Raw genomic sequence first — 14,910 nt, forward strand, 5'->3', positions numbered from 1 at the left:
GCCGTGGCCGTGGCCGCGGTGCTCGCCGCGCTGCGCCTGCTGCCGCTGGCCGGGCTGGCCGTCGCGCTGCTCGCCGGGGCCGCCGGCTACCTGCTCACCGCGGCCGCGGGGCGGGGCGGCGGCACGGTCGTCGGCGTCCACGACCTCCGGATCGGGGACTGCTACCAGTTCCCCGACGAGGCGGCGGAGGCCGTCGCCACCGTGGAGACCGTGCCCTGCACGAGCGCGCACGACGCGGAGGTCGTCACCGCGTTCGACCTGCCCGCGGGGGACTTCCCCGGCGAGGAGGAGGTGCAGCGCACCGCCGAGCAGCGCTGCGGCGCGTTCGTCGCCGGCCCCGTCACGGCCGCCGCGGGCGTCGAGGGGCTGGCGGCGGACTGGTTCGCGCCCACCGAGGAGGGCTGGGACCTCGACGGCGACCGGACGGTCCTCTGCGGCGCCTACGCCGACCGGCCGCTGCGGGCACCGCTGGTCGACCCGGGCGGCGGGTGAGGGAGCTCAGGTGAGCCGGGCGTGCAGCGCCACCGCGGAGGCGTCGGTGAGCGAGGCCACCTGGTCCACCACCACCCGCAGCCGTGCGGCGTCGTCACCCGCCGCGGCGTGGTCCTCCGCGAACGGCGGCTCCAGCACGTCGGGGGCGCGCTCCAGCAGCGCCGCCACCAGCTCCAGGAGCAGCTCCCGCTGGCGGGCGTAGAGCGGCTGCCGCTCCAGGGCCACCATGACGAACACCGCCGCCACGCCCTTGAGCGCCGCCACCTCCACCTGCGTCTCGGCGGGCACGACGACGTCGGCGGCGTACCGGGTGAGCCGTCCCGGCCCGTGCACGGCGCGGGTGGCGTCCTCCGTGGCGCGGGCGAAGCGGCCGATGAGCTGGCTCGTCATGTCCTTCAGCGCCGCCAGGTGCCGGCGCCCGCCCACCGGCTCCCCCGCCGGCTCCAGCGCCCAGCACGGCAGCGCCGCCAGCCGCCGCAGCGCCTCGTCGACCTCCGCGTCGCCGACCGCCGGCAGGTACCAGCGGCGCACCAGGTCCGCGACGCGCTCGCGGACCTCCTGCTGCTGCAACCACTCCAGGCGGACGTGCCCCCCGACCACCGCGTCCTCCACGTCGTGGACGCTGTAGGCCACGTCGTCGGCGAAGTCCATGACCTGCGCCTCCACGCACCGGCGGGGGCCCGGGGCGCCGTCGCGCAGCCAGGCGAAGACCGCCCCGTCGTCGTCGTACGCACCGAACTTGCGGGTGCCGCCGGGCCCCCGACCGCGCCCCCACGGGTACTTCGTCGCCGCGTCCAGGCTGGCGCGGGTCAGGTTCAGGCCCGCGCACCGGCCGTCGGGGGCCACGACCTTCGGCTCCAGGCGCGTCAGCAGCCGCAGGGTCTGCGCGTTGCCCTCGAAGCCGCCGATGTCGCGGGCCACCTCGGCCAGGGCCTCCTCGCCGTTGTGGCCGAAGGGCGGGTGGCCCAGGTCGTGGGCCAGGCAGGCGGTGTCCACGACGTCGGGGTCGCAGCCCAGCGCCGCACCCAGCTCCCGCCCCACCTGCGCCACCTCCAGGGAGTGGGTGAGGCGGTTGCGCACGAAGTCGTCGCTGCCCGGCCCGACGACCTGCGTCTTGGCCGCCAGCCGGCGCAGCGCAGCGGAGTGCAGCACGCGCGCCCGGTCGCGGGCGAAGGCGCTGCGGGTGTGCGACTTGGGTGCCTCCACGACCCGCCGGGCCATGTCCGCGCCGTCGTAGCCGGGAGGCGGCCGCTCGCCCACCCGCTCAGCCACCCGAGACCGACAGCTCGGCCTGGCGGACGACGTCCAGCGCGGCCCCGCACAGCTCCCGGTCCTCCAGCCACCCCTCCGGCAGCGCCACCCGCTGCGGGGAGCCGGCCCGCCCGCGCGGCCCCTCCGCCCCCGCCCCCGGGTGCAGCTGGTCGGCGTCGAGCGTGGCGAGCAGCTCGTCGAGGGCGGCGAGGGTGTCCACGAGACCGAGGCGGGCGCGCAGGTCGCCGCCGACGACGTAGCCCTTGAAGTACCAGGCGATGTGCTTGCGGATGTCGCGGCAGCCCTTCAGCTCGTCCCCGTAGTGCTCCACCAGCAGCTCCGCGTGCCGGCGCACCGTGGCCGCCACCTGGCCCAGGCCGGGCCGCACCCGCTCGCCGCGCCCCGCGAAAGCCGCCTCGAGGTCGGCGAACAGCCAGGGCCGGCCCAGGCAGCCGCGGCCCACCACGACACCGTCGCAGCCGGTGCGCCGCACCATCTCCAGCGCGTCCTCCGCGCTCCACACGTCCCCGTTGCCCAGGACGGGCACGCTCGTCACGGCCTCCTTCAGCCGCGCGATCGCGTCCCAGTCGGCCTGCCCGGAGTAGTGCTGCGCCGCGGTGCGCCCGTGCAGGGCGACGGCGGCCACGCCCTCGGCCTCCGCGGCGCGCCCGGCGTCCAGGTGGGTGAGGTGGTCCTCGTCGACGCCCTTGCGCATCTTCACCGTCACCGGCACGCCCTCGCGGGCGGCCTCGGTGACGGCGGCGCGCACGATCGCCGCGAACAGCGAGGACTTCCACGGCAGGGCCGCGCCCCCGCCCTTGCGGGTGACCTTGGGCACGGGGCAGCCGAAGTTGAGGTCGACGTGGTCGGCGAGGCCCTCGGAGACCACCATCCGCACCGCGGCGGCCACCGTCGCGGGGTCCACCCCGTACAGCTGCACGCTGCGCGGGTGCTCGTCCGGGTCGAAGGTCACCAGCCGCATCGACTCCGGTGTGCGCTCCACCAGCGCCCGGGAGGTGGTCATCTCGCTGACGTAGAAGCCCCGCCCGTGCTCGCGGCACAGCCGGCGGAACGCGGCGTTCGTGACGCCCGCCATGGGGGCGAGCACGACGGGCGTGGCGCTGACGTGCGGCCCGATGCGCAGCGGGGCGACGGCGGGGGCCGGGGTGGCGGGGGCGCCCACCGGGGCGGCGGCGTCGAGGGCGGTGCTCACGACACCATGATGACCGCTGCCCCCGACGCCGCCCGCCGCCGGTCCCCGACCCGCGCCGCGCTCAGCAGCCCGTCAGGCGGGTGGCCAGCCAGCCGTGCACCTGCCCGAGCGCCACCCGCTCCTGCGCCATGGTGTCGCGGGTGCGGATGGTCACCGCCTCGTCCTCCAGGGTGTCGAAGTCCACCGTGATGCAGAACGGCGTGCCGATCTCGTCCTGGCGGCGGTAGCGGCGGCCGATGGCCTGCGCGTCGTCGAAGTCCACGTTCCAGCTGCCGCGCAGCTCCGCGGCGAGGTCGCGGGCCTTGGGGGACAGCTGCTCGTTGCGCGACAGCGGCAGCACCGCCGCCTTGACCGGGGCGAGGCGGTGGTCCAGGCGCAGCACCGTGCGCTTGTCGACGCCGCCCTTGGTGTTGGGGGCCTCGTCCTCGGCGTAGGCGTCGACGAGGAAGGTCATCAGGGAGCGGGTCAGGCCCGCCGCCGGCTCGATGACGTAGGGGGTGTACCGCTCGTTCGTCGCCGGGTCCAGGTAGGTCAGGTTGGCGCCGGAGTGCTTGGAATGCGTCGACAGGTCGAAGTCGGTGCGGTTGGCGATGCCCTCCAGCTCGCCCCACTCCGACCCGGAGAAGCCGAAGCGGTACTCGATGTCCACCGTGCGCTTGGAGTAGTGCGACAGCTTCTCGGCCGGGTGCTCGTACAGCCGCAGGTTGTCCGGGTCCACCCCGAGACCGACGTACCACTGCAGCCGGGTGTCGATCCAGTACTGGTGCCACTCCTCGTCGGTGCCCGGGGCGACGAAGAACTCCATCTCCATCTGCTCGAACTCGCGGGTGCGGAAGATGAAGTTGCCCGGCGTGATCTCGTTGCGGAAGCTCTTGCCGATCTGGCCGATGCCGAACGGCGGCTTGCGGCGGGCCGAGCCCAGCACGTTGAGGAAGTTCACGAAGATGCCCTGCGCGGTCTCCGGGCGCAGGTAGGCCAGGCCCGCCTCGTCCTCGGTGACGCCCAGGTAGGTCTTGAGCAGGCCGTTGAACTGCTTGGGCTCCGTCCAGGCCCGGTTGCCGCAGTTGGGGCAGGGCACCTCCGACAGCTGGACCGCGTCGGGGTCGGGGCGGCCCTTGCGCTCGGCGAACTCCTCGGCGAGGTGGTCCTCGCGGTAGCGGCGGTGGCAGGACTGGCACTCCACCAGCGGGTCCACGAAGGCCTCGATGTGGCCGGAGGCCTCCCACACCTGCCGGGGCAGGATGATCGAGGAGTCCAGGCCGACCACGTCGTCGCGCTGCTGCACGACCGCGCGCCACCACTGCCGCTTGATGTTCTCCTTGAGCTCGACCCCCAGCGGACCGTAGTCCCACGCGGACCGGGTGCCGCCGTAGATCTCGCCGCAGGGGAAGACGAACCCCCGGCGCTTGGCGAGGCCGATGACGGCGTCGAGTCGGTTCTCGGACGAGGACTTCGTGGCCACGACGGGCTCCATCCGGCTGGTTGTCGGCGGGCTGCTGCACCGGCGCGGCGGGGCCGCGGCGCCGGACCGCCCCGGGGGCGGCGGCCTCCGAGGCTACGCCCTGCCCGCGGGCGCCGCGCCGCCGGTTATCGTCGCTGCGTGGGCACCGCGCCCGCCCGCCCCCCGGAAGGACCCAGCGCCATGACCGTCCCGCAGCGCAGGTCGACCCGCCAGCGCTCGGCGGTCTCCGCCGTCCTCGACGAGGCCGACGGCTTCCTCTCCGCCCAGGACCTGCACGCCCGGCTGCGCGCGCGCGGCGACACCGTCGGCCTGGCCACCGTCTACCGGGCGCTGCAGGCCCTCGCCGGCGAGGGCGACGTGGACGTGCTGCGCACCGACGACGGGGAGGCGGCCTACCGCCGCTGCCGCAGCGCCGAGCACCACCACCACCTCGTCTGCCGCCGCTGCCGGCGCACCGTCGAGGTGGAGGGCCCGGCGGTGGAGGCGTGGGCGCAGCGGGTGGGCGCGGCACACGGCTTCGTGGACGTCGAGCACGTCGTGGAGGTGTTCGGCACCTGCGCGCGGTGCGCCGCCGCCGGCACCGGCCCGGAGGACGCGCAGACCACCGCTGGTGACCACACCCGTGCGGACGGTCGCCGGGTTTGACGTGCGGCGCGACCGCGCCAGACTACGGACGCGGCCGCCTCCGGCCGGCCGGCCGACGGCACGTCAGGACTCGCGTCAGGACGTCAGGACCCACGTCAGGACAGCGGTATCAGCGCCGATACCCGCGAACAGCAGCAGGGACGGTGCGACCCATGAGCACGGGCACCCAGACGACGACCCCCACCCCCCCGGGGCCGGCGGAGGGCCAGCACGACGTGCTGGCCCACTCCGGCATCCTGTCCGACGAGGCCCACGCGGCGCTGCGCGCCAGCGTGCGCCGCCTCGGCGAGCTGCTCGGCGAGGCGCTGACCCGCCACGAGGGCGCACACCTGCTGGACCTCGTCGAGCGGGTCCGCGCCCTGGCCCGGCGCCCCGGCGGCGACGAGCTCGGCACGCTGCTGTCCGACGTGGACGACGCCACCGCCATCGTGCTGGCCCGCGCGTTCACCGCGTACTTCCAGCTCGCCAACATCGCCGAGCAGATGCACCGCGGGCAGGAGCTGCTGCAGCGCTCCCGCGGCGAGCTGCCCGAGGCGGTGGACCGCCTGGTGGCGGCCGTCGCCGCCGGCGAGCTCGACCTCGCCGAGGCCCAGGACGTCGTCGACCGCGTCCAGCTGCGCCCGGTGTTCACCGCCCACCCCACCGAGTCCAGCCGGCGCTCCGTGCTGGAGCTGCTGCTGCGCGTGGTCGGGATCATCGAGGCGGCGGAGGACCCGCGCCAGCGCCCCGCCGACGCCGAGCGCGGCCAGCGCCGCCTCGCCGAGCTGGTGGACCTGCTGTGGCAGACCGACGAGCTGCGCGTGGAGCGCCCCCGGCCCACCGACGAGGCGCGCTCGGCGCACTACTACCTCACCACCCTCGCCTCCCAGGTCGTGCCGGACCTGCTGGAGGACCTGGAGCGGGAGCTGGGCCGCGCCGGCCTGCAGCTGCGCGCCACCTCCAGGCCGCTGCGCTTCGGCAGCTGGGTCGGCGGCGACCGCGACGGCAACCCGAACATCACCCCGCAGGTCACCCTCGACGTGCTGCGGATGCAGCACACCGCGGCCCTGGAGGTGCTCGGCGCCGCGGTGGACGACCTCATCCAGCAGCTCGCGTCCTCGGTGAAGGTGGTCGACGTCAGCGACGCGCTGCGCGAGAGCCTGGCGCGCGACGCCGAGCTCCTGCCGCACGTGCACGCCGAGCGGATCCGGCTCAACGCCGAGGAGCCCTACCGGCTGAAGCTGTCGTTCGTGCGGGCCCGCATCGACGCCACCCGCGCGCGGCTGCAGGAGGGCCGCCCGCACACCCCCGGCAGCGACTACGGCGACGTGGGCGAGCTGCTGGCGGAGCTGCAGCTCGTCAGCGACTCCCTGCGCGCCGGCGAGGGGGACCTCATCGCCGGCGGCCCGGTGGCGCGGGTGATGCGCACCGCCCGGGCGGTCGGCCTGAGCCTGGCCACCCTCGACATCCGCGAGCACGCCGGGCGCCACCACGCCGCGCTGGCCGTCGCCTACGACCGCCTCGGGGAGCTGGACCGCCCCTACGCGCAGCTGGGGCGACCGGCTCGGCTGGAGCTGCTGTCGCGGGAGCTGCGCGGCAACCGGCCGCTGCTGGGGTCGGCGGCGGAGCGGCTGACGGGCACCGCGGCCGAGGTGCTGGAGCTGTTCGCCACGGTCCGCCACGTCGTCGACGTGTACGGCGAGGACGCCGTGGAGAGCTACATCGTCTCCATGACGCAGGGCATCGACGACCTGCTGGCCGTCGTGGTCCTGGCCCGCGAGGTCGGCCTGGTCGACCTGGGCCCCGACCCGGCCGGCGACTGCGCCCGCATCGGGTTCGTGCCGCTGTTCGAGACGGTGGCGGAGCTGGAGGCCGCGGAGTCCCTCCTGGAGGGGCTGCTCGGCGACCCCTCCTACCGCCGGGTGGTCGCCGCCCGCGGGGACGTGCAGGAGATCATGCTGGGCTACTCCGACTCCAGCAAGGACGCCGGCATCGCCGCCTCCCGCTGGCAGATCCACCGCGCCCAGCGGGCCCTGCGCGACGTCGCCCACCGCCACGGGGTCGTGCTGCGCCTCTTCCACGGCCGCGGCGGCTCCGTCGGGCGCGGCGGCGGCCCCACCGGCGAGGCGATCCTGGCCCAGCCCTACGGCAGCCTGGACGGGCCCGTCAAGGTGACCGAGCAGGGCGAGGTGATCTCCGACAAGTACGTCGTGCCGAGCCTGGCCCGGCACAACCTCGAGGTGGCGCTGTCGGCGGTCCTGGAGGCCTCCACGCTGCACCGGCACTCGGCGCTGCCGCGGGACGTCCTCGACGACTGGGACGTCACGATGGACCTCGTCGCGGCGAAGGGGCAGGAGGCCTACCGCGCCCTCGTCGGCGACGAGCGGCTCATGGAGTTCTTCATCTCCGCCACCCCCGTGGAGGAGCTGGGCCACCTCAACATCGGCTCCCGGCCCTCCCGCCGCCCCGGCGGCAGCGGCGGGCTGGGCGACCTGCGCGCCATCCCGTGGGTGTTCGGCTGGACGCAGAGCCGCATCAACGTCCCCGGCTGGTTCGGCGTCGGCAGCGGGCTGGCCGCGGCGCGGGAAGCCGGGCGCGCCGAGGCGCTGCAGCGGATGTTCGCCGAGTGGCGCTTCTTCCGCAGCTTCGTCTCCAACGTGCAGATGACGCTGGCGAAGACGGACCTGGCGATCGCCGCCCGCTACGTCGACGCCCTCGTGGCCCCCGGGGCGCGCGGCGTCTTCGACCTCATCCGGGCCGAGCACGAGCGCACCGTGGCGGAGGTGCTGCTGATCACCGGGCAGGAGACGCTGCTGGAGCAGGCGCCCCTGCTGCGGCACACCCTGGACCTGCGCGACGCCTACCTCGCGCCGCTGCACGCCCTGCAGGTGTCGCTGCTGGCGCGCTCGCGGGCCGCCGGCGAGTCCCCGGACCCGGCGCTGCGCCGGGCGCTGCTGCTGACGATCAACGGCATCGCCGCCGGGATGCGCAACACCGGCTGAGCCGGGTGGGTGAGGCCGGGCCGCGCCCGTCGCGCGCCCTCGCCCCGTCCGCGCGAGACTCGGGGCGCAGGACGGCGAGGGGGCGGTTCGGCCCACCCCGCCGTCGAGGCACGAGCGAGGGAGCTGTCATGGCCACGAGGGTGGAGAAGACGGTGCTGGTGGACGTCCCGCTGCGGACGGTGTACGACCAGTGGACCCAGTTCGAGGACTTCCCGCAGTTCATGAGCGGCGTCACGAGCGTCACCCAGCTCGGCGACGACCTCATGGAGTGGGTCGCCGAGATCGGCGGGGTGCGCCGGCGCTGGCAGGCCCGCGTGCTGGAGCAGGTGCCCGACCGCAAGGTCGCGTGGGCGGCGACCGAGGGGGCCACCAACGCCGGGCAGGTGACCTTCGTGGCCGAGGGCGAGGCGCGCACCCGCGTGAACCTGGTGCTGGAGTACGAGCCGGAGGGTGTGCTGGAGAAGGCCGGCGACGCGCTGGGCCTGGTGGAGCGGCAGGCCACGGGCGACCTGGAGCGGTTCAAGGAGTTCATCGAGTCGCGGGGCCTGGCCACCGGCGCCTGGCGCGGTTCGGTCGCCGAGGGCACCCGCGCCGGCGTCCCCGGCGCCGAGGACGCCACCGCCTCCCGCAGCACCTCCGGTGCGGCCGGGGTGTCGGGCAAGGCCGTCGCGGCGGGCATCGGCGTCGTCGCCGCCGCGGCTGCCGCGGCCACCGCGGCGGCCCGCAAGGGCTCCGGCGAGGAGGAGAGCACCGTGGCCGCGGCGGACGCACCGCCCACGGTGGTGCGCACCACGACGCCCACCGCCCCGGTGACGCAGACACCGGAGGTGGACCTCAGCAACACGGCGACCGACGAGCGCACCGTCGACCTGTCCGCGCTGGAGGAGCGGGAGTCCACGGGCAGCCACCGGCGCGACTGACCCGGCGCGGTCGAGCAGCACGGGCGCGGGGTGGGGCCGCGGCGACGCCGCGGCCCCACCCGCGTGCGCACGGCACGGCACGGTCGCCGGGGCCGGCGCGACGGCACCCGGGCGGGCTCGGTGGACCGTGGCGGGGCCTCGATGATCTTTCTCGTGCAGCCGATGGGTGTGCGTCGGTTCAAGCCGCTGTCTGCGTCCCCGCCTGGCCGCACGGCGTGCGGTGAGCTGATCAGTCTCGCTGCACGCGGCGCGCCTGCCACAGGGCGATGGCGCCCGCAGCTGCGCCCGTCACCGGCTGGGCGTGGGGATCGAGGAACGCCCACCCGTTCATCAGGGCCAGGAGGGACACGCTCAGCGCGGCCACGAACGCAACCACCAGGGCGGCGAGCCCGCTGACCACCCAGCTCCCAGCCCACCGGCCACGTCGGACGATGCTGAGGACCACAAGGACACCCGCGGCGCAAGCGACTCCGACCAGCGCCCCCGAGAATGCCGCCAAGCTCACCATGACGAAGGCGACATCGGAGCCGGCGTCGGTGGTGATGCTCCCTACAACGCCTAGTGCCGCTCCCAGCGCGGCACCGCACACCACACCGCGCAGCAACCCCGCACCGAACACCTCATCAGCAGGGCGGGTGGAAGCACGGACCGCGGCCTGGGCCACGCGATGAGCATGGCAGGGCCCGACCACGACCAGCCAGAGGTAGCAGCAACGACACCTCGAACACCCGCTCATGGAGCCGCCGGTCGCGCGCGCTCAGGGCCAGCCCGGAGTGCTTCCTCGCTGTGCGCGGGGACGCCCCTGGAACACCGCGTCGGGCGCCCAGCCGGTGGCGGTGAAGGTCACGGCCCCTCCGGGGACGGGTGCGCAGGTGCGGCGGACCCCACCGCCGGGGCGTCCGGCACCGGGGCATCCGGGACGGGGGTGTCCAGCGCCCCGCCGTAGCGGCGCTCGCGCTGCGCGTAGACGCTGATGGCGTCCCACAGGGCCCGCCGGTCCACGTCCGGCCACAGCACGTCGGAGAACACCATCTCCGCGTAGGCCGACTGCCACAGCAGGAAGTTGGAGGTCCGCTGCTCCCCCGAGGAGCGCCAGAACAGGTCCACGTCCGGCATGTCCGGCTCGTCGAGGTGGCGCGCGATGGTGCGCTCGTCGATGCGCGCCGGGTCCAGCCGGCCGGCGGCGGCCTCCGCGGCGATCGCCCGCACCGCGTCGACGATCTCCGCCCGGCCGCCGTAGTTCACGCACATCGTCAGGGTGAGGACGTCGTTGTCGCGGGTCATCTCCTCCGCGGCCTCCAGCTCGGCCACGACGCTGCGCCACAGCCGCGGCCGGCGCCCCGCCCAGCGCACCCGCACCCCCCAGGAGTGCATCTCGTCGCGGCGGCGGCGGATCACGTCGCGGTTGAACCCCATGAGGAAGCGCACCTCGTCGGGGCTGCGCTTCCAGTTCTCCGTGGAGAAGGCGTACGCCGAGACGTGCTTCACGCCGATCTCGATGGCACCGGCCACGACGTCCAGCAGGGACGCCTCGCCGCGCTTGTGCCCCTCGTTGCGGGACAGGCCCCGCTGGTTGGCCCAGCGGCCGTTGCCGTCCATGACGACGCCCACGTGGTGCGGCACCAGCTCCGGCGGCAGCTGCGGCGGCCGGGCCCCGGAGGGGTGCGGCGGTGGGGGCTGCACGGCGCCGCGGGGTGCGGGCGCGCTGCGGCGGCGGCCGAAGCGGCCACGGGTCGGCCGCTGCTCGGCGGGGGTGTCGGTGCTCACCCCGCCAGCTTCACACGCGCTCCACGTGGCGCAGCGACCGGATGCCGCGCTCCAGGTGCCACTGCAGGTAGGCGGCGACGAGGCCGCTGCCCTCCCGGCGCTGGCGGGCCTGGCTGGCGTCGGCCGCGGCCCAGTCCCCCGTCAGCAGCGCGGCGAGCAGCTGCAGGGTGGCGGGGTCCGGGGCCGCGGAACCGGGCGGTCGGCAGGAGGGGCACACCACCCCGCCGAGGGCCACGGCGAACGCCCGGTGCGGGCCCGGGGCGCCGCAGCGGGCGCAGTCGACGAAGCTGGCGGCGTAGCCGGCGACGGCCAGCGAACGCAGCAGGAAGGCGTCGAGCACCAGGGAGGGGTCGTGCCCGCCACCGGCCAGGGTGCGCAGCGCCCCGACGAGCAGCAGGTACTGCTGGGTCGCGGGCTCCCCCTCGGCGTCCGTGAAGCGCTCGGCGGTCTCCAGCATCGCGCTGCCGGCGGTGTAGCGGGCGTAGTCGCCCACCAGCGCCTGCCCGTAGGGGGCGAGCACCTCCACCTGCGTGACGATGTCGAGGGTGCTGCGGCCGCGGTGCAGCTGCGCGTCGACCGCCGTGAACGGCTCCACCCGCGCCCCGAAGCGCGAGGAGGTGCGCCGCACCCCCTTGGCCACGGCCCGCACCCGGCCGTGGTGGCGGGTGAGCAGCGTGATGACGCGGTCGGCCTCGCCGAGCTTCTGCGCCCGCAGCACGACGGCCTCGTCGCGGTAGTAGCTCACGACCGGCCGCCCACCCGGTGCGCCCCACCCGCTGCGCTCACTCGGTGCCCCGCTCCCCGGCCACCAGCACCCGGTCGCGGCCGGCGCGCTTGGCCTCGGCGCACGCCCCGTCGGCGCGGGTGAGCGCCTCGGCGGCGGGAGCCCGCCCGGCCACCCCCACCGACAGCGTCACCCGCAGCCCGGTCGCGAGCGCCTCCCACGGCTCGGCGCGCACCGCGGCGAGGACCTCGGCGGCCACCCGCGGCGCGTCGGCGTCCTCGGCGGCCAGCAGCAGCGCGAACTCGTCACCGCCGTAGCGGATGGCGGCGTCCGCCGGGCCGCAGCGGGCGCCGAGCAGGGCACCGACCCGGCGCAGCACCGCGTCGCCCACCTGCCGGGTGTGGTCGTCGTTGACGGCGCCGAAGCGGTCCACGTCGACGAAGATCGCGCTGAAGCGGAGGTCGGGGCGCTCCAACAGCTGCTGCAGCAGCCGCCGGTTGCCCAGGCCGGTGAGGGGATCGGCCAGCGCGGCGCGCCCGGCGCGCTCGTTCTGCTCGGCCATCTCCCGCACCCGCACCCGGTCCTGCAGGGCCTCGAAGCGGCTCTCCCGGTCCGCCCAGAGCCGGCCGAGGGCGGCGCGGGCCAGGCTCTCCAGCGGCGGGCCCACCGGGTGCTCACCGTGCTCGCGGACGGCTGCCGCGGCCGTGGCCACGAGCGCGGTGGACGCCCACACGTCGACGTGGGTGCGCTGCTGCACCGTCCGGCTGACCAGCTCCAGCAGCTCGCGGGCGGCGGCGTGCTCCCCGCGCTCGCTCAGCGCCAGCGCCAGGCCGATGCGGGTGATGTGCGTCTCCGCGAGCACCTCCCGCAGCCGGAACCCGTCGGCGGCCTCCCGCAGCCGCGCCTCGGCCAGCGCCGGGTCCCCGGTGCGCTGCAGCGCGTAGCCCTCGATCGCGCCGGCGCGGGCGACCATCTCCGGGTAGCCGACCTCCTGCGCCAGCCGGCGCATGTGCAGGGCGCGGGAGTGGGCGACGCGGTAGTGCCCCAGCGCCTCCTCCGGCCGGCCCACGAGCTCGAGCATCGCCGCCCACGACAGCCGCAGCACCGCGGACTCCTGCACCGTCGTGAGCTGGATGCGGGGACCGAAGCCGGTCTCGGCGACGGCGCGGCCCATGAGCTCGTCGGCGGGCTCGAACAGGACGAGGGCGCGCAGCGCCAGCGCCACGGCCATCGTGGCGCCGAGGCGGTTGTAGCCGCCGGTCGTGGCGGCGGCCACCAGCATCCGGCCCTCGGCGAGGTGGTCCATCGCCAGGGTGGTCAGGCCGAGGTCGACCCGCGTCTCGGCGAGCAGCGCCAGGGCCTTGGCCCGCCACAGCGGGTCCCCGGAGCGCTCCAGGCGGCGCAGCAGGTGCCCGGCCTCGACGCTCGCCTCGGAGTGGCGGCCCAGCTGGTGCAGCGCGATGCCGCAGACGAACTGCAGGTAGCGGGCGGTGCGCTCGTCCCCGGCGAGCCCGCACAGCAGCAGCCCCTCGCGGCAGGCGAGCACGGCGCGCTCGCTGAAGCCGTCGAGGTAGAACTGGTGGGCCCGCTCCGCGAGGGCGTCGAAGGGGCCGAAGGCGCTCACCGGTTCCAGCTCACCGGGTGCGTCGGCCACGGCGCTCCGTCCCCCTCTCGGCGTGCAGCGCCCGCGAGCGAGGGCGACGCCTGCGATCGTAGCCGTCGCGTGCGACAGCCACAGCGGGAAACGGCACCGGTCCGCCGCGCCGGGCGGCCCGGATCGTCCCGGCGGGCGGCCTGGACGACCCGGGCGCGGTCAGCGCTGGGCGCGGTTGACGGCCGAGACGATCGCCTTGAGGGAGGCCGTCGTGATGTTGGGGTCGATCCCCGCGCCCCACAGCACCCGCCCGTCGACGGCGCACTCCACGTAGGCCGCGGCCCGGGCGTCGCCGCCGGCGCTCATCGCGTGCTCGGCGTAGTCCAGGACCCGCACGTCCACCCCGCGACCGGCCAGCGCCGCGCAGAACGCCGCGATCGGGCCGTTGCCGCGCGCGGTGAGCGTGACCTGCTCGGCCCCGTCGCGCAGGTCCACGTCGAGGACCTCCCCGTCGGCGTTGCTCGACGTGCGCATCCCGGTCAGGGCGAAGCGGCCCCACCGCTCCCCCGCGGCCGCCGCCGGCAGGTACTCGTCGGCGAACACCTCGTACACCTGCGCCGGGCTCACCTCGCCGCCGCCGGCGTCGGTGCGCTCCTGCACGACCCGGCTGAACTCGATCTGCAGCCGCCGCGGCAGGTCCAGGCTGTACTCGTTCTTCATCAGGTAGGCCACGCCGCCCTTGCCGGACTGGCTGTTGACCCGGATGACGGCCTCGTAGCTGCGCCCGACGTCCTTGGGGTCGATCGGCAGGTACGGCACCGCCCACTCGTGCTCGGCCACGGCGTGCCCCGCGGCGGCGGCGTCGCGCTCCAGCGCCTCCAGGCCCTTCTTGATGGCGTCCTGGTGGGAGCCGGAGAACGCCGTGTAGACCAGGTCGCCGCCGTAGGGGTGCCGCTCGGGCACGGCCAGCTGGTTGCAGTGCTCGACCGTGCGGCGGACCTCGTCGATGTCGGAGAAGTCGATCTGCGGGTCGACGCCCTGGCTGAACAGGTTCAACCCCAGCGTCACCAGGCACACGTTGCCGGTGCGCTCGCCGTTACCGAACAGGCAGCCCTCGATGCGGTCGCCGCCGGCCAGGTACCCCAGCTCCGCGGCGGCCACCGCGGTGCCCCGGTCGTTGTGCGGGTGCAGCGACAGGATGACGTCCTCGCGGTGCGCCAGGTGCCGCGACATCCACTCGATGGAGTCGGCGTAGACGTTGGGCGTCGCCATCTCCACCGTGGCGGGCAGGTTGATGATGACGTTGCGGTCCGGGGCGGGCTCGAAGACGCCCAGCACCTCGTTGCAGATCCGGGCGGCGAACTCCAGCTCCGTCCCCGTGTAGGACTCCGGGGAGTACTCGTAGTAGACGCTCGTGCCCGGCAGGGTCTCCTCGAACTTGCGGCACAGCCGCGCGCCCTGCAGCGCGATGTCGACGATGCCGTCGGTGTCGGTGCCGAACACGACCCGCCGCTGCAGCACCGAGGTGGAGTTGTACAGGTGCACGATCGCCTGCTTCGCCCCGCGCAGGGACTCGTAGGTCCGCTCGATGAGGTGCTCGCGGGCCTGCGTCAGCACCTGGATCGTCACGTCGTCGGGGATGAGGTCCTGCTCGACCAGCAGGCGGACGAAGTCGAAGTCCGTCTGGCTGGCCGAGGGGAACCCGACCTCGATCTCCTTGTACCCCATGCGGACCAGCAGCTGGAACATCCGCAGCTTGCGCTCGGGGTTCATCGGGTCGATCAGCGCCTGGTTGCCGTCGCGCAGGTCGACGGCGCACCAGCGGGGGGCGACCTCGATGCGGCGGTCCGGCCAGGTCCGG

At 75.3% G+C, this 14,910-nt stretch carries 12 protein-coding genes; 4 read left to right on the plus strand and 8 right to left on the minus strand.

From position 1 onward, the window contains the following. On the plus strand, window positions 1-492 hold a 492-nt coding region (locus ABEB16_RS14405; RefSeq protein WP_345712929.1), incomplete at its 5' end, for a septum formation family protein. Between the two features lie 6 nt (window positions 493-498). On the opposite strand, the gene ABEB16_RS14410 is transcribed toward ABEB16_RS14405, so the two are convergent. From ABEB16_RS14410 to ABEB16_RS14420, 3 genes are all read right to left on the minus strand, one after another. After that, entirely contained in the window at window positions 499-1,764 is a 1,266-nt protein-coding gene (locus ABEB16_RS14410) for a deoxyguanosinetriphosphate triphosphohydrolase (RefSeq protein WP_345712930.1), read from the minus strand. Further along, the gene (gene dusB, locus ABEB16_RS14415; protein WP_345712931.1) at window positions 1,757-2,956 is read right to left on the minus strand and encodes a tRNA dihydrouridine synthase DusB; all 1,200 of its coding nucleotides are present in this window, start codon (window positions 2,954-2,956) and stop codon (window positions 1,757-1,759) included. Before dusB ends, ABEB16_RS14410 begins: the two co-directional genes overlap by 8 nt. A gap of 61 nt (window positions 2,957-3,017) precedes the next feature. Beyond that, a complete protein-coding gene (locus tag ABEB16_RS14420) occupies window positions 3,018-4,430 on the minus strand; it encodes a glycine--tRNA ligase (protein WP_345712932.1) in 1,413 nt (470 codons plus the stop codon). Window positions 4,431-4,598: 168 nt separating this feature from the next. On the opposite strand from ABEB16_RS14420, the gene ABEB16_RS14425 reads away from it, so the two are divergent. From ABEB16_RS14425 to ABEB16_RS14435, 3 genes are all read left to right on the plus strand, one after another. Continuing rightward, window positions 4,599-5,063: a Fur family transcriptional regulator gene (locus ABEB16_RS14425; RefSeq protein ID WP_345712933.1), complete on the plus strand. Its 465-nt coding sequence runs from the start codon at window positions 4,599-4,601 to the stop codon at window positions 5,061-5,063. Window positions 5,064-5,215: 152 nt separating this feature from the next. Next, complete coding sequence (gene ppc / locus ABEB16_RS14430) at window positions 5,216-8,044, plus strand: phosphoenolpyruvate carboxylase (RefSeq protein ID WP_345712934.1); 2,829 nt, start codon at window positions 5,216-5,218, stop codon at window positions 8,042-8,044. A 128-nt stretch (window positions 8,045-8,172) separates the two neighbouring features. Then, window positions 8,173-8,964 (plus strand): SRPBCC family protein, encoded by a 792-nt coding sequence (locus ABEB16_RS14435; RefSeq protein ID WP_345712935.1) that lies wholly within the window; start codon window positions 8,173-8,175, stop codon window positions 8,962-8,964. Between the two features lie 229 nt (window positions 8,965-9,193). Here the strand turns inward: ABEB16_RS14435 and ABEB16_RS14440 are convergent, their stop codons facing one another. From ABEB16_RS14440 to leuA, 5 genes are all read right to left on the minus strand, one after another. Continuing rightward, window positions 9,194-9,628 (minus strand): hypothetical protein, encoded by a 435-nt coding sequence (locus ABEB16_RS14440; RefSeq protein WP_345712936.1) that lies wholly within the window; start codon window positions 9,626-9,628, stop codon window positions 9,194-9,196. A 179-nt stretch (window positions 9,629-9,807) separates the two neighbouring features. Then, the gene (locus ABEB16_RS14445) at window positions 9,808-10,647 is read right to left on the minus strand and encodes an isoprenyl transferase (RefSeq protein WP_345712940.1); all 840 of its coding nucleotides are present in this window, start codon (window positions 10,645-10,647) and stop codon (window positions 9,808-9,810) included. Between the two features lie 94 nt (window positions 10,648-10,741). Then, window positions 10,742-11,476, minus strand: coding sequence for a DNA repair protein RecO (gene recO / locus ABEB16_RS14450; RefSeq protein ID WP_345712937.1), 735 nt, complete (start codon window positions 11,474-11,476; stop codon window positions 10,742-10,744). Between the two features lie 37 nt (window positions 11,477-11,513). Then, window positions 11,514-13,109: a diguanylate cyclase gene (locus tag ABEB16_RS14455; RefSeq protein ID WP_345712938.1), complete on the minus strand. Its 1,596-nt coding sequence runs from the start codon at window positions 13,107-13,109 to the stop codon at window positions 11,514-11,516. 159 nt (window positions 13,110-13,268) lie between these two features. Next, the coding region (gene leuA / locus ABEB16_RS14460; protein WP_345712939.1) for a 2-isopropylmalate synthase at window positions 13,269-14,910 on the minus strand (1,642 nt) is incomplete at its 5' end.

It is taken from the genome of Kineococcus glutinatus (genome assembly GCF_039542765.1).
Classification (GTDB): Bacteria; Actinomycetota; Actinomycetes; order Actinomycetales; family Kineococcaceae; genus Kineococcus_A; species Kineococcus_A glutinatus.

Excerpts from the sequence above, each read along its gene's own strand:
- ABEB16_RS14420 (WP_345712932.1), bottom strand. The coding sequence starts at position 4,430 with ATGGAGCCCGTCGTGGCCACGAAGTCCTCGTCCGAGAACCGACTCGAC.
- ABEB16_RS14435 (WP_345712935.1), top strand. The coding sequence starts at position 8,173 with ATGGCCACGAGGGTGGAGAAGACGGTGCTGGTGGACGTCCCGCTGCGG.
- ABEB16_RS14425 (WP_345712933.1), top strand. The coding sequence starts at position 4,599 with ATGACCGTCCCGCAGCGCAGGTCGACCCGCCAGCGCTCGGCGGTCTCC.
- ppc (WP_345712934.1), top strand. The coding sequence starts at position 5,216 with ATGAGCACGGGCACCCAGACGACGACCCCCACCCCCCCGGGGCCGGCG.